Origin of the sequence: Polynucleobacter sp. (assembly GCF_018500155.2) — a bacterium.
In the GTDB taxonomy this organism is placed as follows: Bacteria; Pseudomonadota; Gammaproteobacteria; order Burkholderiales; family Burkholderiaceae; genus Polynucleobacter.
In genome coordinates this window covers 1-24,773 of the sequence record NZ_JAHBAK020000031.1, presented here as the reverse complement: position 1 = coordinate 24,773, position 24,773 = coordinate 1, and the positions used below count along the sequence as shown (strand labels likewise).

23 protein-coding genes are annotated in these 24,773 nt (G+C 45.0%); 19 read left to right on the top strand and 4 right to left on the bottom strand.

Features of this window, described 5'->3' with window-relative positions; genetic code table 11:
• Positions 1 to 11: 11 nt before the first annotated feature.
• The 3 genes from apaG (at position 12) to KIH43_RS04040 (ending at position 2,444) form a co-directional block, all read left to right on the top strand.
• Positions 12 to 386, top strand: coding sequence for a Co2+/Mg2+ efflux protein ApaG (gene apaG / locus KIH43_RS04050; RefSeq protein ID WP_215366703.1), 375 nt, complete (start codon positions 12 to 14; stop codon positions 384 to 386).
• A 123-nt stretch (positions 387 to 509) separates the two neighbouring features.
• The gene (locus tag KIH43_RS04045; protein ID WP_297718011.1) at positions 510 to 1,640 is read left to right on the top strand and encodes an MltA domain-containing protein; all 1,131 of its coding nucleotides are present in this window, start codon (positions 510 to 512) and stop codon (positions 1,638 to 1,640) included.
• A gap of 27 nt (positions 1,641 to 1,667) precedes the next feature.
• Positions 1,668 to 2,444, top strand: coding sequence for an enoyl-CoA hydratase (locus KIH43_RS04040; RefSeq protein ID WP_297718008.1), 777 nt, complete (start codon positions 1,668 to 1,670; stop codon positions 2,442 to 2,444).
• A gap of 8 nt (positions 2,445 to 2,452) precedes the next feature.
• Here KIH43_RS04040 and KIH43_RS04035 read toward each other — a convergent pair whose 3' ends face one another.
• The 4 genes from KIH43_RS04035 to bioA all read right to left on the bottom strand — a co-directional run bounded on the left by KIH43_RS04035 (position 2,453) and on the right by bioA (position 7,029).
• Entirely contained in the window at positions 2,453 to 3,649 is a 1,197-nt protein-coding gene (locus tag KIH43_RS04035; protein WP_297718005.1) for a M20 aminoacylase family protein, read from the bottom strand.
• Positions 3,650 to 3,732: 83 nt separating this feature from the next.
• Positions 3,733 to 4,446, bottom strand: a complete 714-nt coding sequence (gene bioD, locus KIH43_RS04030) for a dethiobiotin synthase (RefSeq protein WP_297718002.1) — start codon at positions 4,444 to 4,446, stop codon at positions 3,733 to 3,735.
• The gene (locus tag KIH43_RS04025) at positions 4,446 to 5,687 is read right to left on the bottom strand and encodes an 8-amino-7-oxononanoate synthase (protein WP_297717999.1); all 1,242 of its coding nucleotides are present in this window, start codon (positions 5,685 to 5,687) and stop codon (positions 4,446 to 4,448) included. Before KIH43_RS04025 ends, bioD begins: the two co-directional genes overlap by 1 nt.
• Positions 5,680 to 7,029 (bottom strand): adenosylmethionine--8-amino-7-oxononanoate transaminase, encoded by a 1,350-nt coding sequence (bioA, locus tag KIH43_RS04020; protein WP_297717996.1) that lies wholly within the window; start codon positions 7,027 to 7,029, stop codon positions 5,680 to 5,682. The genes KIH43_RS04025 and bioA overlap by 8 nt, the downstream gene beginning before the upstream one ends.
• A gap of 128 nt (positions 7,030 to 7,157) precedes the next feature.
• On the opposite strand from bioA, the gene bioB reads away from it, so the two are divergent.
• The 16 genes from bioB to ftsA form a co-directional block, all read left to right on the top strand.
• Positions 7,158 to 8,156 carry a biotin synthase BioB gene (bioB, locus tag KIH43_RS04015; protein ID WP_366069220.1) on the top strand — a complete coding sequence of 333 codons (999 nt, stop codon included), beginning with the start codon at positions 7,158 to 7,160 and terminating at the stop codon, positions 8,154 to 8,156.
• Between the two features lie 12 nt (positions 8,157 to 8,168).
• Complete coding sequence (coq7, locus tag KIH43_RS04010) at positions 8,169 to 8,801, top strand: 2-polyprenyl-3-methyl-6-methoxy-1,4-benzoquinone monooxygenase (protein WP_296967102.1); 633 nt, start codon at positions 8,169 to 8,171, stop codon at positions 8,799 to 8,801.
• A 291-nt stretch (positions 8,802 to 9,092) separates the two neighbouring features.
• Positions 9,093 to 9,521: a division/cell wall cluster transcriptional repressor MraZ gene (gene mraZ, locus KIH43_RS04005; RefSeq protein WP_296967100.1), complete on the top strand. Its 429-nt coding sequence runs from the start codon at positions 9,093 to 9,095 to the stop codon at positions 9,519 to 9,521.
• Between the two features lie 12 nt (positions 9,522 to 9,533).
• The gene (gene rsmH / locus KIH43_RS04000) at positions 9,534 to 10,484 is read left to right on the top strand and encodes a 16S rRNA (cytosine(1402)-N(4))-methyltransferase RsmH (RefSeq protein WP_297717992.1); all 951 of its coding nucleotides are present in this window, start codon (positions 9,534 to 9,536) and stop codon (positions 10,482 to 10,484) included.
• Positions 10,481 to 10,747, top strand: coding sequence for a cell division protein FtsL (gene ftsL, locus KIH43_RS03995; RefSeq protein ID WP_296967095.1), 267 nt, complete (start codon positions 10,481 to 10,483; stop codon positions 10,745 to 10,747). The genes rsmH and ftsL overlap by 4 nt, the downstream gene beginning before the upstream one ends.
• On the top strand, positions 10,744 to 12,516 hold the full coding sequence (locus KIH43_RS03990) for a penicillin-binding protein 2 (protein ID WP_296967093.1): 1,773 nt from the start codon (positions 10,744 to 10,746) through the stop codon (positions 12,514 to 12,516). The genes ftsL and KIH43_RS03990 overlap by 4 nt, the downstream gene beginning before the upstream one ends.
• Positions 12,513 to 14,063 (top strand): UDP-N-acetylmuramoyl-L-alanyl-D-glutamate--2,6-diaminopimelate ligase, encoded by a 1,551-nt coding sequence (locus KIH43_RS03985; protein WP_297717988.1) that lies wholly within the window; start codon positions 12,513 to 12,515, stop codon positions 14,061 to 14,063. The genes KIH43_RS03990 and KIH43_RS03985 overlap by 4 nt, the downstream gene beginning before the upstream one ends.
• Positions 14,063 to 15,505, top strand: coding sequence for a UDP-N-acetylmuramoyl-tripeptide--D-alanyl-D-alanine ligase (gene murF / locus KIH43_RS03980; RefSeq protein ID WP_297717985.1), 1,443 nt, complete (start codon positions 14,063 to 14,065; stop codon positions 15,503 to 15,505). The genes KIH43_RS03985 and murF overlap by 1 nt, the downstream gene beginning before the upstream one ends.
• On the top strand, positions 15,496 to 16,665 hold the full coding sequence (gene mraY / locus KIH43_RS03975; RefSeq protein ID WP_296967087.1) for a phospho-N-acetylmuramoyl-pentapeptide-transferase: 1,170 nt from the start codon (positions 15,496 to 15,498) through the stop codon (positions 16,663 to 16,665). The genes murF and mraY overlap by 10 nt, the downstream gene beginning before the upstream one ends.
• 13 nt (positions 16,666 to 16,678) lie before the next feature.
• The gene (murD, locus tag KIH43_RS03970) at positions 16,679 to 18,301 is read left to right on the top strand and encodes a UDP-N-acetylmuramoyl-L-alanine--D-glutamate ligase (RefSeq protein WP_297717982.1); all 1,623 of its coding nucleotides are present in this window, start codon (positions 16,679 to 16,681) and stop codon (positions 18,299 to 18,301) included.
• A 38-nt stretch (positions 18,302 to 18,339) separates the two neighbouring features.
• Complete coding sequence (ftsW, locus tag KIH43_RS03965) at positions 18,340 to 19,569, top strand: putative lipid II flippase FtsW (protein ID WP_296967249.1); 1,230 nt, start codon at positions 18,340 to 18,342, stop codon at positions 19,567 to 19,569.
• Positions 19,566 to 20,639 (top strand): undecaprenyldiphospho-muramoylpentapeptide beta-N-acetylglucosaminyltransferase, encoded by a 1,074-nt coding sequence (murG, locus tag KIH43_RS03960; RefSeq protein WP_297717979.1) that lies wholly within the window; start codon positions 19,566 to 19,568, stop codon positions 20,637 to 20,639. The genes ftsW and murG overlap by 4 nt, the downstream gene beginning before the upstream one ends.
• On the top strand, positions 20,636 to 22,072 hold the full coding sequence (murC, locus tag KIH43_RS03955; protein ID WP_297717976.1) for a UDP-N-acetylmuramate--L-alanine ligase: 1,437 nt from the start codon (positions 20,636 to 20,638) through the stop codon (positions 22,070 to 22,072). Before murG ends, murC begins: the two co-directional genes overlap by 4 nt.
• A complete protein-coding gene (locus KIH43_RS03950; RefSeq protein ID WP_297717973.1) occupies positions 22,065 to 23,072 on the top strand; it encodes a D-alanine--D-alanine ligase in 1,008 nt (335 codons plus the stop codon). Before murC ends, KIH43_RS03950 begins: the two co-directional genes overlap by 8 nt.
• The gene (locus KIH43_RS03945; RefSeq protein ID WP_297717971.1) at positions 23,069 to 23,926 is read left to right on the top strand and encodes a cell division protein FtsQ/DivIB; all 858 of its coding nucleotides are present in this window, start codon (positions 23,069 to 23,071) and stop codon (positions 23,924 to 23,926) included. Before KIH43_RS03950 ends, KIH43_RS03945 begins: the two co-directional genes overlap by 4 nt.
• A gap of 10 nt (positions 23,927 to 23,936) precedes the next feature.
• Positions 23,937 to 24,773, top strand: an 837-nt coding sequence (gene ftsA, locus KIH43_RS03940) for a cell division protein FtsA (protein ID WP_297717968.1), incomplete at its 3' end; no start/stop codon positions are given.

Below are 24,773 nucleotides of genomic sequence, written 5' to 3'. Positions count from 1 at the left end.
AGAATTCGTGCATGAATCCCCATGAAATCAGCATTACCGTCAAGACTCAGTATCTTCCGGACCAATCAGACCCCGATAATCGCCAATTTGCCTTCGCTTATACCGTCACGATCCGTAATACCGGGTCTGCCAGTATCCAGTTGATTGCTCGTCATTGGTTTATCACCGATGGTGACAATGATGTTCAGGAGGTTCGTGGGCTTGGAGTGGTTGGTCAGCAGCCATTATTGCGTTCTGGCGAGCATTTTGAGTACACCAGTTGGGCTACCTTGCCAACGCCTGCTGGAACCATGCGTGGAGAGTATTTTTGCGTCACAGAGGACGCCCAGTTTTTCCAAGCGCCCATCCCGGAGTTTGCTCTCGTGATGCCCAGGACCCTGCATTAATAAGCAAAAGATTATTTTTTGCCTTTGCCAGTCCAAAGGACAATAAACAGCAAAAGTCCCAAGGCAATAGCGCCTTCGATGACAAACAGAAGCATTGGGTACTCATCTAGTAAATTAGCGATCATGATTTCTCAAATTAGATGGTTTTTAATAAGTGTATTCGCTATTGTGATAGCTGGCTTGATCGCAGGATGTTCAACGCCATCAACTCGTGGCTCAGGATATCGGCCAGGTTCTTTGGGAGCTTCCCCATCCTCCTACAGTTCATCAATTGCCAGTTTTAGTGCAGTTTCTTGGCAGGCATTACCTGGTTGGCAAGACGATGATTTGACTGCGGTATGGTCAGCTTGGCTTAAGAGTTGTGACGCTCTTCGCAGACGTACAAGCGAAATCAATTGGCGGCAGGCTTGCACACAAGCAAATAGTGTTTCTAGCCGCGATGCCCAAGCGATACGCCGCTATTTTGAAAATTATTTTCAAGCGTATGAAGTTCGTAATAGCTCTGGAAGTGAAGTGGGTTTAATCACTGGTTATTACGAGCCAGTGATGAATGGCTCGCTGACAAGAACTTCTATTTACAACATTCCACTGTATGCCTATCCAAATGTGTGGAAAAAAAATAAACCCAATCCCGGCCCAGCTCGGGCGGAACTAATGAGCTCAGGAATGCTCAAGGGCTCTGAAATTGCTTGGGTTCAAGATCCTGTTGCAGCTGCTTTTATGCAAATCCAGGGATCTGGAAAAATTCGTTTAGATGATGGTCGTGTAGTGCGTCTTGGATATGCAGGCACTAATGACCAGCCGTTTAAATCTTTTGCACAATGGCTCCTTGATCGCAAAGAAATTACGCGCAGCGAAGCTACTATGCAGGGTATCTCGCAATGGGCTAAGCGCAATCCTGATCGCGTGAATGAGATGCTCAACGCTAACCCGCGCTTTGTATTTTTTAAAGAGTTGCCTGGTAACGTAGATCCAGATTTGGGTCCTATAGGTGCGCTTGGCGTTCCATTAACTGCTGAGCGTAGTATTGCCGTTGATCTTCAGGCGCTACCACTGGGGGCGCCAGTATTTTTAGCAACCACCAGGCCGCTAAGCAGTCAGGCTCTGCAAAAACTAGTGGTTGCGCAAGATACTGGTAAAGCTATTGTGGGTGGGGTCAGAGCTGATTACTATTGGGGTTCGGGCGAATCTGCTGGAGAGTTGGCGGGTCGGATGAAACAAAATGGCAAGATGTGGTTATTGTTGCCGCGTTAATAAACGATGAACTTGAAAGAAAAAACGATGAGTTATAAAACCATTTTGACTGAGGTAGAGGGTAAGGTTGCCACTATTACATTACATCGCCCTGAAGTACTAAATGCATTGAATAACCAGTTGATGGATGAACTCGGTGAGGCTTTATTAGGATTTGATACGGATGACAATATTGGCTGCATCATTATTACGGGCAGTGAAAAAGCTTTCGCTGCTGGTGCAGATATTGCATCTATGGCCAAACAAAATCTTCAAGATGTTTATCGCAATAATTTTATTTCCAGCAACTGGGAGCACTTACTAAAAGTGCGTAAGCCTGTGATAGCTGCCGTATCTGGTTATGCATTGGGTGGCGGTTGTGAATTGGCGATGATGTGCGACACCATCATGGCAGCAGACAATGCCAAATTTGCTCAACCAGAAATCAAATTAGGCATTATTCCTGGTGCGGGAGGCACGCAACGCTTGCCACGCGCCATATCTAAAGCAAAGGCGATGGATCTTGCCTTAACAGGGCGCATGATGGATGCTGCTGAGGCAGAGCGCTCTGGCTTAGTGTCACGGATATTTCCAAAAGCGGATTTGCTCAAAGAAGTCAAAGCCATTGCGAAAGACATCGCTGATATGCCTTTATTGACAACGATGATGGTGAAGGAGGCGGTGAACACTGCTTATGAAACGACATTGTCACAAGGCATTCATTTTGAGCGACGCTTGTTCCATGCTTGCTTTGGAACCAATGATCAAAAAGAAGGTATGGCAGCGTTTATCGAAAAACGCCCAGCCCAATTTACCAATTCTTAATTTCTTGATTAGTTTTGTGCCAGATAGCGTTGAGCTAGTTTGACCCAATAGCTCACGCCTACTGGGATGAGTGCATCATTAAAGTCGTAAGAGGGGTTATGGAGGTGGCATGGGCCCATGCCATGTCCTACAGAGCGATGATCTCCATCGCCATTGCCCAAGAAGACGTAGCAACCAGGCTTATCTAGCAACATAAATGCAAAATCTTCAGCGCCCATGGTTGGATCAATCGAGGTATTCACATTTTGTTTGCCCACCAACTCACTCATCACTTCGCTGGCAAACTCCACCTCTTTTTCATGATTGATTAAGGGTGGATAGTTGCGATCAAATCGAATATCAACCTGACAATCAAATGCGCATGCAACGTTATGGGCAATCTCACGCAAACGTTGCTCAATTAAATCTAAAACATCTAGGGTAAAGGTGCGAACAGTGCCGCCAATAAAAGCACTATCTGGAATCACGTTACTGGTTTCGCCTGCATGAAATTGTGTAACAGAGAGCACGGCAGCATCTACAGGTCTTTTATTGCGTGTGATGATGCTCTGTAGCGCTGTGACAACCTGGGCGCCTGCGAGCACCGGATCAGCGCTATTGTGGGGAAGGGCGGCATGTCCGCCTCTCCCGGTGACTGTGATTTCAAAAGTGTTGCTTGAAGCCATCATTGGGCCAGCGGTAACGCCAAAATGACCCTCCGATAACCCAGGCCAGTTGTGTAGTCCGAAGACCGCATCACAAGGAAATTGCTCAAATAAGCCATCCTTGATCATCTCGCGTGCACCCGCACCACCTTCTTCTGCAGGTTGGAAAATGAAAATAACAGAGCCTTTAAAGTCTCGATGATTTGAGAGATATTGAGCGGCGCCCAGAAGCATCGCGGTATGACCATCATGACCGCAGGCGTGCATTTTTCCGGGATTGCGTGAAGTATGGGCAAAGTTATTGTGTTCTTGTAGTGGAAGCGCATCCATATCAGCTCGCAACCCAATCATTTTGCCTGGACCGAGCTCACCATCTAATTTCCCAACCACACCTGTTTTACCCATGCCCCTAAAAACGGAGATACCCCAACACGATAACGCCTCTGCCACTAGATCTGAGGTACGAGTTTCTTCGAAACGTAATTCGGGGTGTGCGTGTAGATTGCGACGGATTTCTTGAATTGCTTCTGCGGAATCTACTATTTCAGGAAGTAAATGCATACCTTCATCTTAGCCCAAAGTGACCGAGTACGCTCACTTGCAATCTATTGACCTCATATAAACGAGCAATAACAATACTTTTCTTATTTTGGTAATTGAATGTGCTGTGCAGCAAATTGAAGTGCTGCAAGAGAATAGGGGCTGTTACTTTGTTTTTGCAAAGCCAACGGTAGGGTTGGGATCATTCCCAAAAATGGAGCGTCAATACGATCTTGCAAGGATTGAATGTTCTCGTTCAATAGACTCATTTCTTGAGCAAGAGCGTTAGCAACCCAGCCTGCAATTTTCATTTTGCGAGTTTTGATTGCTTCTATAGTGAGTAGTGCATGGTTAAGGCAACCCAATTTCATACCTACAACCACAATGATGGGCAAATCGATCTTTTGCGCAAAATCTGCCAAGCTTTCATGATCATTTAATGGGACGATAAATCCACCCGCACCCTCAACAACCACAAAATCATTCTCATTTTGAATGCCTGTAAAGGACTCAAGTAATTTATTAACGTTCAGTTCAATGCCATTTGCCTTTGCAACTATGTGAGGTGCTGCAGGTGCATCCAATACAAAGGGACAGATTGATTGTGTTTGAGGCAAATTTGAAGCAGCTCGTAAAGTTTCAATATCTTCGTTGATGTATTCCCCATTTTGTCCCTGGTATGTACCAGCAACTACGGGTTTGAAGCCGAATGCATTTCGACCCAGCTCTCGCAATTTCAGAATTAAAGCGCCAGATACTAAAGTTTTGCCAACTTCAGTATCAGTGCCTGTAACGAAATACCCTGTTTTCAACGTCATTACAGTTTTTTCTCAAGAATATGACGTTCAATAGATTGCAATGTCTGTATCAAGGCTCGCAACTCGTCTTCGCTGTGACTTGCGGAAAAGGTCACTCTCAAGCGAGAACTACCAATTGGAACGGTCGGTGGTCGAATTGCTGGAATCCAATATCCTGCGTCATCAAGTAATTTTGCCGCCAATAATGCACTTGCATTGCTTCCCAGTATTAGTGGTTGTATGGGGGTGCATGAGGATATCTTTTCCCAGGTTGAGAAATGCATTTCCTTTTGCCAAATATCAATTAAGCGATGTAAGTGCGCGCGGCGTTGCTTACCCTCATCTGAGTCAATGATCTCAATACTCTTGAGAAGGGCATGAGCAATGGCTGGAGGGGTGGCGGTGCTGTAAATATAGGGGCGCCCCTTTTGAATCATCCACTCAACAAAGGGATTATGAGCACATATGAACGCACCGCTCACACCGGCCGCTTTACCAAGAGTGCCGACGTAAATGATTCGATCGGAGTAAATATTTTCTTGTTGCAAGATACCGTGACCTTGTTTACCAAGAACACCAAAGCCATGCGCATCATCTACCAATAAAAGGGCATCATATTGCTCGGCAATTTCCAGCAGTTTTTTGATTGGTGCGAGGTCGCCATCCATGCTAAAAACACCATCTGTCACAATAATTTTTTGAGGTCTTTGATCGTTCTTTATTGATTCAATGAATGTTTGCAACTCTGTGTGATCAAATAAAGTTACAGCTGCATTGGTTTGCGCACTGGCTAAGCGAATTCCATCAATGAGTGAGGCATGGTTTAGTTTTGCAGAGTAAATGCTGGTATTGCCTTGGGGAGCTAGTCTGGCAAGACTTGTAATGGCAGTGATATTCGCTAAATAGCCCGTGCTAAAAAATAAAGCTTGCGCTTGCGGAATGTAAGGCGTTTGCAGTGATGCCAACTTTTTTTCTAGTTGCTCATGTGCAATGTTGTGACCGCTAATGAGATGTGAAGCGCCGCTGCCCACCCCATATTTTTCAACGCCTTCGGTCAGTGCTTTGGCAATTTCTGGGTGATTGGCAAGACCCAAATAATCGTTGCTGCAAAAAGCTTTTAGTTCTCGACCGCTAACCAATATATTGGGATTGCATGCAGAGGATGTCGTGCGTAATTTGCGTTTTAGCAATTGCTGATCTAGATCGGCAATTTGATCTTGTGCAAGTTTGAGGGCGCCAAATGTCGAAATCGCTTTAGACATCTAAAACCTGATTTAATGCGCGTTGTATAGATTGCCCCATTTGCACAGTTTCTTGTTGAGTGAGAACGTAAGGTGGCATAACGTAAATCGTATTGCCAATAGGGCGAACTAATGTGCCTGTAGTTAAGCACTTGGCGAACACTTCACGTGGAAAAGTGCTGATATTTTTTATTGCAGATGGCTTTACATCAAATGCCAAAATCATGCCTTGTTGACGCCAGTGCTCAATGCGTGGATCAGTTTTAGCCCATGCAAACGCATCGGCCAGTTCTTGTGAGCGAGCAATATTTTTTTCAATGACTTTTTCTGTTTCAAATATCTCTAGGCAGGCTAATGCAGCAGCACAAGCTAGTGGGTTACCTGTGTATGAATGTGAATGTAAAAATCCATGACGAATTTGATCTTGATAAAAAGCTCGATAAATTTTTTCTGTTGTCATACACAATGACAATGGTAAATAACCGCCGCTGATTCCTTTGGAAAGCGTTAGAAAGTCAGGCCAAATATTGGCATGTTCACAAGCAAAAAATTTACCGCTGCGCCCGCATCCCACCGCGATTTCATCAGCAATCAAATGAACTTGGTAGCGTTCACAAAGCTCTTTTATTAAGCGTAAATATTGCGGTGAATGCATGGCCATTTGACCTGCACATTGCACGAGTGGCTCTACTACAATCGCGGCAATATGTTCATGCTCTTTTGCAAAAAGTTGCTCAACTTCTTTTGCTGCATTGTTAGCAACATCCTCTGCACTCTCGCTAGCTTTTGCTTTACGAGCATCTGGTGAAGTCACTGTGTAAACATCTTGTAAAAGGGATCCATAGGCCTCTCGGAAAATGGCGACATCAGTCACCGCAAGTGCCCCTAAAGTTTCCCCGTGATAACCATTCTCAAGGCAAACAAATTTTTTCTTTTGTGGTTTGCCGTTTAGTTGCCAATAGTGGTGACTCATTTTGAGAGCAATTTCAATTGCAGAGGCGCCGTCCGATGCGTAAAAGACGTGACCTAAATTGCCCTTACTCAGTGCAGCCAGCTTCTCAGATAGCTCGACTACTGGTTGATGGGTAAAGCCCGCAAGCATGACGTGCTCAATTTTGTCGAGTTGCTTGGTAATGGCTTGATTGATGCGTGGGTTTGAATGTCCAAAAAGATTTGTCCACCATGAGCTGATGCAATCTAACAGCGCATTACCTTGTTCATCGTAAAGCCAAGGACCTTTTCCTTTGGAAATGGCAACCAAAGGAAAGGACTCGTGATGCTTCATTTGCGTGCAGGGGTGCCAAACGGCTTTTAAGCTGCGATCGACGAGGCTGGTTTGATTGAAATCAGGAATAACCTTCATATTTGATATTTGACCACTAGTTTTCACAAGTTAAGCCCTGTATCTGTTATGTTTATGCCTTGGATTGACCCATTTTCTGGAATTTGCTCATGCTGGACACCCAAACCGTCGAAAAACCCCTCACACAAGTGAAATCAAAGGCCGATTTACGCAAAGAGCTTGATGCGGCTGGTGGATGGACTGTTGCCCAGGTGGAAGCCTTATTTGACCTCCCTTTTAATGAGTTAATGCACCGAGCCCAGGAGACTCATAAGGCCTATTTCCCTGAAGGAGATGTGGAATTGGCCACTTTGCTATCGATTAAGACTGGTGGTTGTCCCGAAGATTGCGGCTATTGCCCTCAAGCGGCTCGCTACGACACCGATGTGAAGGCAGAAAAACTGATGGGTCTCGAGGAAGTTTTAGAGGCTGCTAAAGCTGCTAAAGCTGCGGGCTCTAATCGCTTTTGCATGGGCGCAGCTTGGCGTGAACCAAAGGATCGTGACATTGAGAAAGTGACTGCCATGATCAAGGGTGTCAAAGCATTGGGTCTTGAAACTTGTGCCACCTTAGGAATGTTAGAAGCTGATCAAGCGCAGGCTCTTTCTGATGCAGGTTTAGATTTTTACAATCACAATCTCGATACAAGTGAAGATTTTTATCGTTCAGTGATTTCTACTCGTGGTTATCAAGATCGATTAGATACGATTTCTCATGTACGTTCAGCAGGTATGTCTGTTTGTTGTGGCGGCATTGTTGGTATGGGTGAATCACGTGAACAGCGTGCAGCATTCTTAACGCGTTTAGCAAATTTGAGTCCGTATCCAGAGTCGGTTCCTATCAATCATTTAGTTCCTGTTGCTGGCACACCTTTAGCAGAACAAAAGCCTTTAGATCCCCTAGAATTTGTGAGAACAATCGCTGTTGCGCGCATCACAATGCCTAAAGCACGAGTGCGTTTATCGGCTGGTCGACAAGAGCTCGGAAGAGCTGTTCAGGCTATGTGTTTCTTGGCTGGCGCTAATTCTATTTTTTATGGTGAGCAACTACTCACTACCGGTAATCCCGAGGCAGAACAAGACCGTGAACTCTTGGCGGAGTTGGGTCTCAAGACCAAGCAAAGCTGCAAAGCTGAGGTTCTTGTCTAAGTTTTTTGCCCCATGCTTTCCCCGATCGATCGACTAATTCTTGAGTTTGATACCGCGCTGCGGTCTGTTGTTGGAGGCGCGAATGCAGGTCGTCCTACTCCGGGGTCTCAGTCAAACATTAAGCATTCTCTTGACGCAGCTGAGCGTAAACATGCTGCAGGATTAATGCGTGTAAATCATGTTGGAGAAGTGTGTGCACAAGCTCTCTATCAATCGCAAAAATTGGTGGCACGCGATCCTCAAATAAAAAAAATGTTGGAGCATTCAGCGCAAGAAGAAATAGATCACTTAGCGTGGTGTGAAACTCGTCTTAAAGAATTAGATTCGCACACAAGTGTTTTAAATCCATTTTGGTATGTAGGATCCTTTGCGATTGGTTTGGCTGCTGGTTTAGCAGGCGATAAATGGAGTTTAGGTTTTGTTGTTGAAACAGAAAAACAAGTTGAAGCACATCTTGAAAATCATCTTGAGAAATTGCCTTTAGAAGATCAACGCTCGCGAGCAATCGTTGATCAAATGCGTATCGATGAGATTGAGCATGGACAAGCTGCTTTGCATGCTGGCGGCGCTACTCTTCCAGAGCCCATTCAGAAAATCATGCAAACAGTTTCAAAAATCATGACCACCACTGCTTACAAAATCTAATTTAGATTTAAATAGATTTATTTTTTTTAGAAACTTTTTAATTAATTTATTAAATACTGGACATAAATACAGTATTTTTTAGATTATTAGGATGTATATCTAAGATGTCATCTTAAGTATATTTTCCAAGCCATTGTTTTAAGTAGCTATTTTATTGCCAACTTTTTATCAACATACGACGCTAAGTGTTTGTAAACATTAGAGAAATTCCTAAAAAAATACCCAAAAACACTTGACCCTCTTATGGCGATCCTCTAAAGTGGGAGGAAGTGTGAAAAAGTGGGGTAATTGGTGTTTCAAGGTGCGTCAGCTCTTAATTTAGATGCAAAAGGCAGGATGTCGATTCCGGCAAAGCATCGTGACGCCCTGTTAGTTCAGGGTGAAGGCCGTGTCACGCTCACTAAGCACCCTGATGGATGCCTTTTGTTATTTCCAAGACCCGAGTGGGAGAGTTTTCGCGCCAGAGTGGCGCAGCTTCCAATGGATGCTCACTGGTGGCGAAGAATTTTTCTCGGTAATGCTGCAGAAATAGATCTTGATAGCGCAGGTCGTATTTTGGTCAGTCCAGAGTTGCGTCATGCTGCAGGAATTGAGAAAGAAGTGATCTTGCTAGGTATGGGCAGTCACTTGGAGTTGTGGGATGCGGCAACATATGCTGCAAAAGAACAGGCTGCTATCGCACAAGGTATGCCTGAAGCACTCAAGCAATTTAATTTTTGATGACAGGGTGCTATGAACAATACTCATCGCCCAGTGTTACTGGCCGAGGCGGTGACGGCGCTGATCAATGGCCCGCTCATTTCAGATCAAAACACCAAATCCAACATTGTTGTCATCGATGGAACATTTGGGCGCGGCGGACACACGCAAGCTCTTCTCAAAAATTTACCACCAGCAGCACGCATCATTTCGTTCGACAAAGATTTGGACGCAATTGCTGTAGCAAAGCAAATCAACGATCCGCGCTTTACGATAGTGCACGACAGTTTTGCGCAGATGGATCAATATGCTTCGGCAGAATCCGTCGATGGAATTTTGTTGGATTTGGGGATCAGCTCTCCACAGGTGGACGAAGCACATCGAGGATTTTCCTTTCGTCGCGAAGGTCCGCTCGATATGCGAATGAATACCAAACACGGTTTCACGGTTGCGGAATGGTTAGAGCAAGCACCGGTAGAGGAAATCACGCACGTGATTAAGACTTACGGAGAGGAGCGTTTTGCATTTCAAATCGCAAAGGCCATAGTGGCCAAGCGAGAGGAAGGTTTGTCTCCAAAGACTACAACCCAATTGGCTACTTTGGTTGCGAATGTAGTGCGTACGCGTGAAGCTGGTCAAGATCCTGCAACTAGAACATTCCAAGCCCTACGCATATTTATCAACCGTGAGTTAGAAGATTTGGAGTTAGGCCTTAAAGCAGCCTTGAAGTTGTTAAAGCCCGGCGCAAGACTTGCCGTGATTAGCTTTCATTCATTAGAAGACAGAATTGTTAAGCAATTTTATCAGGCCCATGCAAGAGTAGAAATTCCTCGCGGATTGCCAGTGCGCGAAAAAGATTTGCCGCAAAGCGCTCTGGAAATTATCGGTCGTGTAAAACCCAGTGAATTAGAGATTTCAGAAAATCCTCGTGCGCGCTCAGCCATTATGAGGGTGGCAGAAAAGCGCATGGAGGTGTCGGCATGAATCGCGCCACTCTAACCTTATTAGCATTGCTATTAATTTGCGCATTGTCATTGGTTGCCGCTCAACAAAGGGCTAGAAAGTTATTTATTGCTCAAGAGCGTGCGCAAATAGAAGAGCGCAAATTAAATCAAGAATGGTTGCGTTTGGAGTATGAGCAACGCAACTTGTCGAAGTCTGCACGAATTCGGGACGTTGCCCGTAATCAATTACGCATGGTTCCCATTTCTCCTGAACGTACCTTGTACTTGAAGGAGTCGCAATGAGACCGGTTGGGTTCTCGACAACTCCAAATTTAGTCTTGCGCCTGCCAATGTGGCGGTCGCGTTTGATGCTATTCCTTTTATTTTTTGTCTTCATGCTGTTATTGCTCAGAGCTTTCTGGATTCAGGGTCCTGGAAATGCGTTTTATGAAGCAAAGGGAGTGCGTGGTACTCAGCGTGAATTGGAGTTACCAGCAAGTCGTGGAAAAATTTTGGACCGTAATGGTCAGGTTATTGCTACCAGTCTGGAGGCAAAGTCCATCATTGCCTATAACGATACTGTTCCAGATGATTTGCCCGCAGAGAAGATTCAAAAATTAGCTAACTTATTGCAAATTAGCGAGTCTGAGTTACGCAAAAAATTAAAAGATGAACGTAAACAGATATTTTTGAAACGACAAGTGGATCCACAAGTAGCCCAGCAAATTAAGCAACTAGAAATTCCAGGGATTGGGCAGAATAATGAATATCGTCGCTTCTATCCTGAGGGTGAAGCGATGGCTCACGTAGTCGGCTTTACCAATGTGAATGACAAAGGTCAGGAAGGCATGGAGCTTTCGAGGGAGAAAGATCTTGCAGCTCAACCTGGTCAAAGACGCGTTGTGATTGATCGTCTTGGTCGTGTTGTTGAAGATATTGCCATTGTGCAGTTACCGCAAAATGGCAAGGATTTGCAACTTTCAATTGATAGCAAAATTCAATTTCTAGCTTACAACGCACTTAAAAGTGCAGTAGAGCAGCATCATGCCAAAGCTGGAGGTGCTGTGGTGTTAGATGTTCAGACTGGGGAAATTTTGGCGCTAGCAAATTACCCAAGCTACAACCCGAATGATCGTAAATATTTGACAGGTGAGCAATTACGCAACCGAGTATTAACCGATACATTTGAGCCAGGCTCCACTATGAAGCCTTTGACCGTGGCAATTGCACTAGAGAAGGGTTCTGTTACCCCAAATCAAAATATGGCAATTGGCTCAAGTTATCTTGTTGGCCCTAAACCAATTACCGATACACATCCTTACGGCAATTTAACAGTTGCTCAGATCATTCAAAAGTCGAGCAATATTGGTACTGCAAAGATTGCAATGAACCATCTTTCGTCTGAAGAGATGTGGGACTTTTATACCGCTGTTGGAATGGGTCAAGCACCAAAAATTGGCTTCCCTGGTGCTGTAGCTGGAACAGTGCATCCGTATAAAAAGTGGATGCCAACTGATCAAGCGCGCATCGCTTTTGGCTATGGCATTTCTGCCTCTCTTTTCCAAGTGGCGAGAGCCTACACAGTGTTTGCACGCGATGGTGAATTAGTGCCATTAACGATTGAGCGCAGTCCAGAAATTAAACCGGGCACTAGGGTGCTGTCTCCCAAGACTGCTATTGAGATGCGGACAATGTTAGAGACAGTAACGGAACCCGGTGGAACCGCAGTGAAAGCGCAAGCCGAGGGATATCGGGTTGGTGGAAAAACGGGAACCGCGCATAAATTAGTTGGCAAAGGCTATGGAAATAAATATCGCGCATATTTTGCGGGATTGGCTCCCATAAGCGCGCCAAGAATCGTTGTGGCAGTCATGATTGATGAACCTACTGGTGGTAGTCACTATGGCGGAGATGTTGCTGCCCCAGTCTTTTCAACTATTGTTGGTGAGACATTACGAACTCTAAATGTGCTTCCAGATAACAAAGTAAAGCAAATGGCGTTTGATGATAAGAAGCCTGCGGAAATTCGTACTGCAACAAACCACGCACAACCTGTGGCTCTGAAAAGATGAGGGTGACATTGAATATTGATCCCAATCACTTGATTGAGCGCCTTCGTACCTTAGTGGATTCGTCTGCCAAAGTGAGTGCTGACAGTCGTCAAATCTGTGCAGGAGATGTTTTCTTTGCTTATCCAGTTGGCCATGGAAAAGCACGGCGTGACGGACGTCCATTTATTGATGCGGCCTTGCAAAATGGAGCAGCAGCAGTGGTCTTTGATCCCAATGAAATGGGAGATGCTTATTTAGAGCATCCGCAATGCTATGCAATAGAAAACTTGGCTGAAAGAGCGGGTCAGTATTGTGCTGATTGGTATGGCAATCCTAGTAAGCAACTCAAGATAATTGGTGTGACCGGAACCAACGGGAAGACAAGTATTACCCAATGGTTGGCTCACGCATTAAATACACCTGGGCATCGAACCGCTGTATTAGGCACATTGGGTACTGGTTTTCCTGGTGAGTTAGAGAAAACGGGATACACCACTCCAGATGCTCCCAAATTACAGACTCAGTTAAAAGAATTATTAGTGGCTGGGGCAAAACAAGTGGCAATGGAAGTTTCTTCGCATGCTCTTGATCAGGAGAGAATTGCTGGCACATGGTTTAACTGCGCAGTATTTACGAACTTAACCCAAGATCATTTGGATTATCACGAGACCATGGCCAACTATGCCCAGACGAAGGCAAAGTTATTTAGTCAGCAGGGCCTAGAGCATGCTGTCGTGAACTTAGAAGATGCCTTTGGTCGTGAATTAGTGATGAATCTATTAGCAAGAAATGATTTACAAGTATGGGCATATGCTTTGGATCGCTCGGCATTTAATGGCTTCGAGAAATTTGGCAATCGTTTACAACGAATCTATGCGGAAAATGTTGCATTTCAACATGCAGGATACGATGCCGAATTCATACATGAAGGCGTTAATAAAACCCCTCTTCATATTCCTTTGCTTGGAAAATTCAATTTAAGTAATGCATTGGCAGTTTGGACAACCCTGCTAACGCAAGGCTTAAATGGTGAAGAAGCTAGCAAACTGATTAGTCAGTTACAGCCCGTTGTTGGGCGCATGGAGCTGATCGCAAACGGAAAGAGTACAAAATTCGATGGACCTTTGGCTGTGGTGGATTACGCGCATACAGCTGATGCTTTGCAAAAAGCCTTAGAGGCGTTACGCCCAATAGCAAATGAACGTGGTGGAAAGCTCTGGTGCGTTTTTGGTTGTGGTGGCGATCGGGATATAGGGAAACGTCCTCAAATGGGTGCTGTCGCTGCCAAGTTTGCGGATGAAATTATCGTTACAAGCGATAACCCTCGTTCTGAAGATCCCCATGCAATCATAGAAATGATCGGCAAGGGCATTCCAGCATCATTTATAACCATTCAAAAAGTGGCTGATCGCGCAGCTGCAATCATGGCCGCCATTCGACATGCAGATAAACGCGATGTCGTGTTAGTAGCAGGTAAGGGTCACGAAACAGTCCAAGAGATTAATGGCAAGAGTTTTGAGTTTTCTGATCAAGAACACATTCGCTTAGCAGCAAGGGGATTGATTTAATGTCAATGATGACTCTTGCTCAAGCACATGCAATGTTGCCCGGAAGTGGCTTATTAAATGCGACGCCAGAAGCAGCCAACTCCATTTTGCTTGCCAGGGTAGGAACCGATAGCCGACAAATAGATCATGGTGAATTATTTGTAGCCTTGTCTGGTGAGCGTTTTGATGCGCATGACTTTTTAAATGAAGTTGTGAGTCATGGTGCGAGTGCGGCGATGATCAGTAGCGTAGAAAAATGCCCGGTGAGCTTACCTGCGATTTGCGTAAGTGACACGCGCGTTGGTTTAGGTGATTTGGCTAAAGCATGGCGCGCTAATCATGACATTCCTCTAGCTTTAGTAACTGGAAGCAATGGCAAGACTACTGTTAAAGAAATGATCGCTTCAATTTTTAAAGCGACTGTTGGCGAGGAAAAAACACTAGTAACCAAGGGCAATCTAAATAATGAGATTGGACTGCCGTTGACATTATTAAAGTTACGCTCAACTGATTCTCTTGCAGTAATAGAGCTGGGAATGAATCATCCTGGTGAAACCGCACAGTTGGCAGCTATTGCACAAGCGAATATTGCTTTAATCAATAATGCGCAACGTGAACATCAAGAATTTATGGCAACTGTTGCTGCAGTGGCGCAAGAGCATGCAGATGTCATTCGATCCTTGCCTGAGAATGGCATTGCAGTATTTCCAGCAGACTCCGAGTTCACTTCTGTATGGCTTGAAGCAGCTGGAAAAAGAAAAGTCATTGATTTTGAATTGCTGACTACCCAAGCAAATTCAGAGGCATTTGTTACAGGACGGTTATTAAGTAATGGTCTATTAGAGGTCATTACCAAAAATCAGGCAATACAAGTACGTCTCAATACTCTGGGCGACCATAATGCACGTAATGCCTTAGCAGCAAGTGCAGTGGCTATTGCCGCAGGAATTCCCTTTGAAAAGATACAGCAGGGACTCGAACTGTTTGCGCCAGTCAATGGACGTATGCAAGTTAGACAAATTAATGCTAACTACACATTAATTGATGACAGCTACAACGCTAATCCGGATTCTGTTCGAGCTGCTATTGATGCCTTAAAGAAATCAGGAACTCAAGCTTGGTTGATTCTGGGTGATATGGGCGAGGTAGGTAACCAAGGCCCTGAATTTCATCAAGAAGTTGGAGCTTATGCAGCTCAACAAGGTATTACAAAGCTTTTTGCACTTGGCGATTTATGTCAGTTTGCAATTGAAGGATTCGATCAAGTTGCAAAAGGTAATGCAAGTGCTCAGGCGCTGTATTACAAAGATATAGATGCCTTAATTAAACATCTTAGCGCTGAAATACATGCAAAGAATGCTGATAGTAAAACGCAATTAACAATATTGGTGAAGGGTTCACGATTTATGCGTATGGAGCGTGTAGTGCAAGCCTTGTTAGAGGAGGCTAAAACATGCTCTTAATTTTGTCCCAATGGCTGCAAGATGATTTCGGTTTTTTGCGGGTATTTAATTACATCACTTTTAGAGCGGTGATGGCTACTGTCACAGCGCTATTGATTGGCTTGGCAGCAGGACCTTGGGTCATTCGTAAGCTGACTGCCCTAAAGATGGGGCAAGCCGTACGTACAGATGGCCCACAAACCCATTTAGTGAAATCAGGTACACCAACAATGGGTGGTGTATTAATTCTGATCGGCATTTTTGTCTCTTGCATGCTTTGGGCAGATCTCAGTAATCGTTTTATTTGGATTGTGATGATCGTGACCTTTGGGTTTGGTGCTGTGGGGTGGGTAGATGACTACCGCAAAGTGGCGCGTAAGGATCCAAAAGGGATGGCATCTAGAGAAAAGTTCTTTTGGCAAACCTTAATTGGTTTATTCGCAGCGATTTACTTAGCATTCTCAGTATCCGAGGTGAATAACTTAAAGGTCTTGCAACTGTTCTATGAATGGCTGAAGAGTGGCTTTGCACTTGATTTGCCGGCAAAAACTAACTTACTCATTCCATTTATGAAGGAAGTGAGCTATCCATTGGGCATGATGGGCTTCATTATCTTGAGTTATTTAGTCATTGTCGGAAGTAGCAATGCTGTCAATTTGACTGATGGCTTAGATGGATTGGTCATCATGCCGGTGATTTTGGTTGGTGCAGCTTTAGGCGCATTTGCTTATGTAATGGGTAATGCGATCTACGCTAAATATCTTCTCTTTCCATACATTCCTGGCGCTGGTGAATTAATGATTTTTTGTGGCGCTATGGGTGGCGCTGGTCTTGCCTTTCTTTGGTACAACACACATCCCGCGCAGGTATTTATGGGCGATGTAGGCGCTCTCGCTTTGGGTGGTGCGCTTGGAACGATCGCAGTGATTGTTCGCCAAGAGATTGTTCTCTTTGTGATGGGCGGGATTTTTGTTGCTGAAACCGTATCAGTGATGTTGCAAGTATTTTGGTTCAAGGTGACAAAAAAGCATTTTGGTGAAGGTCGACGCATTTTTCGGATGGCACCCTTGCATCATCACTTTGAATTAGGTGGTTGGAAAGAAACCCAAGTGGTTGTTCGTTTCTGGATCATCACCATCCTTTTAGTATTAATTGGTTTATCTAGCTTGAAATTACGGTGAGCCAAAAGTAAATATGTTGATCTTAGAAAATACCTTTGCCAATCCCGCTTCAGTTGCTGATGTTCAGTATCAAGCTCCAGAGCGTTATCTGATTTTGGGTTTGGGCGAGTCAGGTGTTGCAATGGCTAAGTGGTGCCTGCGTAATGGCGCAACTGTAAGACTAGTCGACACACGCGAGCGCGCGAATTTTTCTGAACGTCAATTAGCGTGGTTGGCAGAACTGGAATTTGCAGGGCTAACAGACACACACTTTGGGCCAATACACGATGATTTGTTATTGGATATTGATGTGATCGGTATTAGCCCCGGATTATCTCCACTTCAAGAGCCAACAGAATCCTTCTTGGTGAAGGCGCGCAAAGCAAGAGTGGATGTATGGAGTGAGATTGAATTTTTTGCTCGTGCTATTGCGGCAATGTCCCGCATGGCTCACACAAGACAGTCAAGTTATGCATCGGTAGTGCTAGCTGTAACGGGTACCAATGGAAAAACCACTACGACTGCATTAACTGGACAGTTATGCGAGAGGGCTGGAAAAAAAGTAGCTGTTGCAGGCAATATTAGTCCTGCGGCACTCGAAAAGTTGATGACTTGTTTAGATGGAGCAGATCAACTAGAGGATATGCCAGATGTATGGGTATTGGAACTTTCCAGCTTTCAGTTGGTATTTACTTATTCTCTTAATGCTACTGCGGCAACCGTTCTCAATATCACGCAAGATCATCTCGATTGGCATGGTGATATGGCTGCCTATGCGCAAGCAAAGTCCAAAATATTCGGAGAAGATACTGTTTGTATTTTGAATCGCGATGATCCAACAGTAATGGGTTTGCTTTCTCAAGAGCAAAAATTAGAGAAATCGATTGTTACTTTTGGCTCCAATCGTCCCGATGAGCAAGGCGCATTTGGTATTGAGCATGATTTACGCGCCGGTGGTATTGATTGGTTGGTTTGGGCTGAAGTAGACGAAGATCTTGAGCCTAAGCCTAAGCGTCGACGGAAGTCCGCTATCAGTGAAGAAGATGAGCCTTTGCGCTTAAAGCGATTGATTCCAGCTGATGCACTCCGCATTCGTGGGCGTCATAACGCCTTAAATGCCTTAGCTGCGCTTGCATTAGCTCGTGCTGCCAATTTACCTCTGAACGTTTTACTGCATGGCTTACGCGACTATCATGGCGAACCTCATCGCGTGCAAAGTATCGCAGTAGTGAACGATGTGGAATATGTGGATGATAGTAAAGGTACTAATGTTGGAGCAACGGTCGCTGCTCTGAATGGCTTAGGCAGTAATGAGGCTGGCAAACGAATCTGGCTTATTGCTGGTGGAGATGGTAAAGGCCAAGACTTTAGCCCTTTGCGTGAACCCGCTCTTCGTTTTGTTAAAGGAATTTTCCTCATAGGAAAAGATGGCACAAAGATTGCTGCAGCAATTGGTGATGACATTGCTTGTCAGAATTGTGGTGATTTATCTGTAGCGGTAAGAGCTGCGGCGGATCAGGCCGTCTCCGGAGATTTAGTTTTGTTGTCCCCAGCGTGTGCAAGTTTGGATCAATTCCGTGATTATAAAGAGCGCGCACAAGTATTTATTTCAGAGGTTGAAGAGTTGGGTATGCGTTTTGAAGGGGTTCAAGCGTGAACTTAAACGACAAGTCAAATTCAGAAAATCGCTTAGGATTGGATCGATTCTGGAATTTTTCTAGAGGCGGCATTGTCAACTTCCGCACGGGTTTACGCGATGCAGTATCCGGCGTCGAACAAACGCGTTCGCGCATGATGGAATATGACCAACTACTAGTTTGGGCTGTCCTCTCGCTCATGCTCATCGGATTGGTGATGGTCTACTCCGCCTCTATCACTCTGGCAGATGGCCCTAAGTACGCAAACTACAGCAGCAACTACTTTTTGATTCGACATCTAATTTCTTTGGTTATTGCCATTGTTGTGGGCATTTGGGCTTTCAAGATTCCAACTAAAGTGTGGGATCGATATTCGCCCGTTATTTTTGGCTTTACGGTTTTATTGCTTGTCTTAGTGTTAATTCCTGGAATCGGCAAGGGAGTTAATGGAGCAAGACGATGGATTCCATTGGGGGTAATGAATTTTCAACCGTCAGAGCTGATGAAATTTGCCGCTGTTATTTTTGCTGCAAGTTATACCGTGCAACGACAAGAGTACTTGCATTCTTTCTCCAAGGGCATGCTACCTATGGGTATTGCAGTTGCATTGGTAGGTGGTCTCTTGATGAAAGAGCCTGATATGGGCGCATTTGTGGTGGTGGCGTTAATTGCGTTTGGTATTTTATTTTTAGGCGGCATCAATGCCAAACTGTTTGGTGGCTTGATTGTGGTTGGAATGCTTAGCGGTGCTGCAATGATTGCGCTCTCACCATTTCGCCGTGGTCGGATGTTAGCGTTTATGGACCCATGGCAAGCAGAGAATGCTGCAAATAAAGGTTATCAATTAACTCATTCGCTCATGGCATTTGGACGCGGTGAATGGTTTGGCACGGGTCTTGGGGGTAGTGTTGAAAAGTTGCATTATCTACCCGAAGCGCATACTGATTTCATCATGGCGGTTATTGGTGAAGAGCTCGGTTTTGTGGGCGTCGTTGTGATGATCTTCTTGTTCTATTGGATTGTGCGACGCGCATTCATGATCGGCCGTACTGCCTTGCAATTGGATCGGAGTTTTGCGGGCTTGGCTGCGAAAGGGGTGGCAATCTGGATTGGTTGGCAAGCCTTTATCAATATGGGTGTGAATTTAGGTTTATTGCCTACGAAAGGTTTGACTTTGCCTTTAGTAAGTTATGGTGGCTCTGGCATTCTGATGAATGTAGTAGCTATTGCAATGTTGCTACGCATTGATTACGAGAATCGTATTTTGATGCGCGGAGGAAAGCTATGACTAAACCATCCATATTGGTGATGGCTGGAGGCACGGGCGGTCATATTTTCCCAGGCCTAGCGGTCGCAGAATATTTGCGTATTTGCGGTTGGAATGTTGCATGGCTAGGAAACCAAAGTGGTATGGAATATCGCTTAGTGAAGTCCTGCGATTTTCCTTTTGAGTCGGTAGATTTTGGTGGTTTGCGTGGCAAAGGTTTTAAAGCCAAATTGTTGCTTCCTGTCAATTTGCTACGTGCATGCTTTCAAAGCTGGAGAATCATGCGTCGCTTAAAGCCTAGTGTGGTTTTAGGCATGGGTGGATACATCACTTTCCCTGGGGGATTGGTGACTAAGCTCTTGAAACGTCCTTTGGTTCTGCATGAATCAAATTCAGTAGCGGGTAGCGCAAATCGAGCTTTAGCAAAAATTGCAATGCGTATCCTCACAGGATTCCCCAACACAATGGCAAATGCGGAGTGGGTCGGTAATCCTATCCGTGAAGAGTTTGATCATATAGAGAAGCCAGAACTTCGCTATGAGCAGCGTCAAGGGCCTCTGTCTTTATTGGTTGTTGGCGGTAGTTTAGGTGCTGTAGCTTTAAATGAAAATATTCCTGCGGCATTGGCTTTGATTGCAAAAGAAATGCGTCCTAAAGTTGTTCATCAAGCAGGTGATAAACATTTACTTGACTTGCAAAAACGTTATCGGGATCTTGGTGTTGAGGCCGATATACGTCCATTTATAGACGATATGCCAGCTGCTTATGCCCAAGCGGATTTAGTAATTTGTCGATCTGGTGCAATGACTGTCTCTGAGTTGGCGGCATGTGGAGTTGCGTCTTGCCTCATTCCATTTCCGCATGCTATTGATGACCATCAAACAGCAAATGCAAAATTTTTAGCAGATGCTAATGGGGCAATATTGTTGCCTCAGCAATATCTAAATCCTCAAGATCTAGCTTCGCTGATTCAGAACTTCAATCGGAGTGACCTAAAAGATATGGCTATCAGAGCGCATGCATTGGCTAAGCCACATGCTACTCAACGGGTGGCAGAGGTTTGCGCAGATTGCGCGGGAGTGGGGATATGAAGCATATTGTTCAGCAAATTCATTTTGTTGGTATCGGCGGTGCTGGTATGAGTGGGATTGCCGAGGTTTTGTTAAACCTCGGGTACCAAGTTTCAGGTTCTGACTTGGCGGAGAGCATTTCTACCTCACGGTTAAGAGAACTGGGCGCAACCATTCATATTGGTCATGATTCCAAAAATATTGGGACTGCTGAAGCGGTGGTGATATCGACAGCAGTAGCAGGCAATAATCCAGAGGTGCTTGCTGCTCGAGCAGCAAAAATTCCAGTCATTCAACGCGCAGTGATGTTGGGTGAGTTGATGCGATTAAAGCAAGGTATCGCGATTGCAGGCACCCATGGCAAAACTACAACAACGAGTTTGGTGGCATCTGTTTTGGCTGAAGGGGGGTTGGATCCCACCTTTGTCATCGGCGGAAAATTAAATTCTGCTGGCGCAAATGCACGCTTGGGTCAAGGTGACTTTATTGTGGTGGAAGCAGATGAATCAGATGCTTCTTTCTTGCAGCTCTTTCCTGCTATGGAAGTGGTGACCAATATTGATGCTGATCATATGGATACATATCAGCACGATATGGCCAGATTGAAGCAGGCATTTGTACAGTTTATTCAGCGTATGCCTTTCTATGGCGTTGCAGTGTTATGTATTGATGATGTCAATGTACGAGACATCATTCCATTTGTCTCTCAGCCAGTGCTGCGTTATGGACTTTCTGAAGATGCAGACATTCGCGCAAGTAATGTCCGCGCCGATGGAACGCGTATGCACTTTACGGTCGAACGTCGCACTGTTCGTCGTCATGGCAATAAACCAGGCCCCCTAAACATCACCTTAAATTTGCCTGGCTTACATAATGTTCGAAATGCACTTGCTGCCATTGGAATTGCTACTGAATTGGGCGTGGGTGATGATGCGATTGTTAAAGCGCTTGCTGAATTTAGTGGCGTTGGTCGTCGCTTTCAGCGTTATGGAGAAATCCCTCTTGCTGCAGGTGGAGCTTTCACTTTGATTGATGATTATGGTCATCATCCTGTTGAAATGGCTGCTACCTTGGCTGCAGCTCGAGGCGCATTTCCAGGGCGTCGCCTGGTATTAGCGTTTCAGCCCCACCGCTACACCAGAACGCGCGATTGTTTCGGTGAATTTGTACATGTACTACGAAATTTTGATGCATTGGTGCTTACTGATGTGTATCCGGCTGGGGAAGCAAAGATTCCTGGGGCTGATGGTAAGAGTCTTATGAAAGCAGCTGTCGCCGAAGACAAAAAATCGAAAGCATCACTCGATGTTACTGCTGTGGCATTTGCTGCCAATGTGAACGAAATGACTGAGAAGTTAAGTCAAGTCTTAAAAGATGGCGATGTATTGATAACAATGGGTGCTGGTTCAATTTCTGCCTTGCCACACACTTTGTCGGAGGCTAAACATGTCTAAGCATCGATTTGATAATTGGGGGGAGCGTGTGAAACTCCGCCTAGCAAATCTTGACGTGAAAGCTTTCGGACGTGTCGGTGTGTTGATGGGCGGCCGTTCAGGTGAGCGTGAAATATCCTTAATGTCTGGTAATGGAGTATTACAAGCCCTTTTATCAAAAGGGGTAGATGCCCATCCTTTTGATCCTGGTGTACGTAATCCAACCGAATTGGTTTCTGAAAAATTCGATCGCGTCTTTATTTCATTACATGGTCGTTACGGTGAGGACGGCACCATTCAAGGCTTATTAGATTTACTGGAGTTGCCTTATACCGGTAGTGGTGTACTAGCCTCTGCGTTATCAATTGACAAAATTGTTACTAAGCAAGTTTGGATTAGTAATGGGCTGTCAACCCCAGAGTTTGAAGAGTTGACCGCGCAAAGTGATTGGGATGCAGTAGTGCAGCATCTCGGTTTGCCTCTCATTGTCAAACCTGCTCATGAGGGTTCCTCGTTGGGTCTTACAAAAGTAAAGTCTGTTGAAGAGTTGCCGGCTGCATATAAGCTTGCGGCTGGACTTGATAAAAAAGTGATTGCTGAAACGTGCATCGTGGGTGATGAATTAACTTGCCCATTGGTGGGCTATGGTGACAGTGCTGAAGCGCTGCCAGTGATCAAAATTATTCCTCCACAAGCAAATTACGACTTTCACAATAAGTATTTTTCGGATGAGACGCAGTATTTATGTCCAACCGGTCTTGATCCACAAGTGAATCAGCAAGTCCAGGATCTCGCGCTGGCCGCATATAAAGCTCTTGGTTGCCGTACCTGGGGGCGCGCAGATGTGATGTTAGATCAAAGAACTGGTAAGCCGTACCTATTGGAGATGAATACTTCGCCTGGCATGACATCACACTCGCTCGTGCCAATGGCCGCAAAAGCTGCTGGAGTGGAGTATGCCGATTTAGTGCTGTGGTTGCTGAGTGAAACATTACCTGAAAAAGAGGTCGCTATTTCATGAGTAATTTCATGGATCGCTTTGGCGAAATTTTTTCTATGCTGATGTCACCAATCTGGAATCATCCAGAGCGGATGAAAAATCTCACGCGTTTTTTAATGCGGTGCTTTGTCGTGATGCTGGTGATCGGTGTTTTAGTGTGGCTAAGTCAACGCCCGGTTTTTGCTTTAAAGCAAATTCAAGTGGAGCCTGTAGCTGGTCAAACTTTAAAGCACATCAAGAAATCGATTGTGAAGCAACAGGTCTTAGAAACCGTGCAGGGAAATTTTTTCAGCGTACGTCTAGAAGACGTTAAACGAGGCTTTGAAAGCATGCCTTGGGTTCGTCATGCGAATGTGCGTCGTGTTTGGCCTAATGGCCTGATTGTGAGCATTGAGGAGCAAAAGCCCTTTGGCACATGGGGTGGGCCTGACAGCCATAGCTTAATCAATGATCGCGGTGAGATTTTTTCTGGTCGCGTATCAGAGGTTGGTGATGATGTGCGTTTGGTTGATTTTCATGGCCCAGATGATTCAGGCAAGGAAGTGATGAATCTATATGAAAAAGCGAATAACTGGTTTAAGCCTTGGGGTGCTCATGTCGTTAGTCTCGCTTTAACTGAACGGTATGCATGGCATATCAAACTCTCCAATGGCATGAAAGTGGAGTTTGGGCGTGATGAAGAGAATTCCGACAAAACGCTGACTGAGGAGCGAGTAGCTCGGCTTTTCAAATATTGGCCACAAGTGCAAGAAAAATGGGCCAATCGAATCGATGCGGTGGATTTACGGTATGCAAATGGTTTTGCAGTGCATTTAGCAGCTGCAAATCTGAAAAAGAATGATGTTGAAAGTAAGAAAAGCGATCTGAAGCAATGAAGGAATGGGAATGAGTAAAGACAATCGAGATCTATTGGTTGGTTTGGATATTGGAACTTCCAAGGTGGTTGCCTTAGTTGCTGAATTGGCTCCAGATGGTCAATTTAATGTGGTTGGCGTAGGTCAAACTGCTTCAAAAGGACTCAAGAAGGGTGTTGTGGTCAATATTGAGGCAACAGTGCAATCCATTCAAAAGGCCTTGGAAGAGGCTGAGATCATGGCTGATCGTCAGATCGTTCAAGTGTTCACGGGTATCGCCGGTAATCACATTGTGAGTTTCAACTCTAGTGGCATGGTTGCTATTCGCGATAAGGAAGTGAGTGCTGGCGATGTAGAGCGAGTTCTTGAAACAGCAAAAGCAATCAACATTCCAACGGATCAGCAAATTCTACATATTCTTGTTCAAGAATTCATCATTGATGGACAAGAAGATGTGCGTGAGCCTATTGGTATGAGTGGCTTGCGTTTAGAAGTGAAGGTGCACATTGTTACTGGGGCAGTCAGTGCAGCGCAAAATATTGTGAAGTGTGTGCGCCGCTGTGGCTTAGAAGTAAACGATCTCATCTTGCAGCCATTGGCATCTAGTCTAGCGGTGTTAACTGAAGATGAAAAAGAGTTAGGCGTTGTGTTAGTTGATATTGGCGGTGGTACAACAGATATCGCCATCTATTGCCAAGGCTCGATTCGACATACCGCTGTCATTCCGATTGCTGGCGATCAGATTACCAATGACATTGCGATGGCATTGCGTACCCCAACTATAGATGCAGAAGATTTGAAGATTGCGCATGGTATTGCTCGTCAAGAAATGGCTGATCCGGCTGCCATGATTGATGTTCCGGGCGTG

Excerpts from the sequence above, each read along its gene's own strand:
- apaG (WP_215366703.1), top strand. The coding sequence starts at position 12 with ATGAATCCCCATGAAATCAGCATTACCGTCAAGACTCAGTATCTTCCG.
- KIH43_RS04045 (WP_297718011.1), top strand. The coding sequence starts at position 510 with ATGATTTCTCAAATTAGATGGTTTTTAATAAGTGTATTCGCTATTGTG.
- KIH43_RS04040 (WP_297718008.1), top strand. The coding sequence starts at position 1,668 with ATGAGTTATAAAACCATTTTGACTGAGGTAGAGGGTAAGGTTGCCACT.
- KIH43_RS04035 (WP_297718005.1), bottom strand. The coding sequence starts at position 3,649 with ATGCATTTACTTCCTGAAATAGTAGATTCCGCAGAAGCAATTCAAGAA.
- bioD (WP_297718002.1), bottom strand. The coding sequence starts at position 4,446 with ATGACGTTGAAAACAGGGTATTTCGTTACAGGCACTGATACTGAAGTT.
- KIH43_RS04025 (WP_297717999.1), bottom strand. The coding sequence starts at position 5,687 with ATGTCTAAAGCGATTTCGACATTTGGCGCCCTCAAACTTGCACAAGAT.
- bioA (WP_297717996.1), bottom strand. The coding sequence starts at position 7,029 with ATGAAGGTTATTCCTGATTTCAATCAAACCAGCCTCGTCGATCGCAGC.
- coq7 (WP_296967102.1), top strand. The coding sequence starts at position 8,169 with ATGCTTTCCCCGATCGATCGACTAATTCTTGAGTTTGATACCGCGCTG.
- rsmH (WP_297717992.1), top strand. The coding sequence starts at position 9,534 with ATGAACAATACTCATCGCCCAGTGTTACTGGCCGAGGCGGTGACGGCG.
- ftsL (WP_296967095.1), top strand. The coding sequence starts at position 10,481 with ATGAATCGCGCCACTCTAACCTTATTAGCATTGCTATTAATTTGCGCA.
- KIH43_RS03990 (WP_296967093.1), top strand. The coding sequence starts at position 10,744 with ATGAGACCGGTTGGGTTCTCGACAACTCCAAATTTAGTCTTGCGCCTG.
- KIH43_RS03985 (WP_297717988.1), top strand. The coding sequence starts at position 12,513 with ATGAGGGTGACATTGAATATTGATCCCAATCACTTGATTGAGCGCCTT.
- murF (WP_297717985.1), top strand. The coding sequence starts at position 14,063 with ATGTCAATGATGACTCTTGCTCAAGCACATGCAATGTTGCCCGGAAGT.
- mraY (WP_296967087.1), top strand. The coding sequence starts at position 15,496 with ATGCTCTTAATTTTGTCCCAATGGCTGCAAGATGATTTCGGTTTTTTG.
- murD (WP_297717982.1), top strand. The coding sequence starts at position 16,679 with ATGTTGATCTTAGAAAATACCTTTGCCAATCCCGCTTCAGTTGCTGAT.
- murG (WP_297717979.1), top strand. The coding sequence starts at position 19,566 with ATGACTAAACCATCCATATTGGTGATGGCTGGAGGCACGGGCGGTCAT.
- murC (WP_297717976.1), top strand. The coding sequence starts at position 20,636 with ATGAAGCATATTGTTCAGCAAATTCATTTTGTTGGTATCGGCGGTGCT.
- KIH43_RS03950 (WP_297717973.1), top strand. The coding sequence starts at position 22,065 with ATGTCTAAGCATCGATTTGATAATTGGGGGGAGCGTGTGAAACTCCGC.
- KIH43_RS03945 (WP_297717971.1), top strand. The coding sequence starts at position 23,069 with ATGAGTAATTTCATGGATCGCTTTGGCGAAATTTTTTCTATGCTGATG.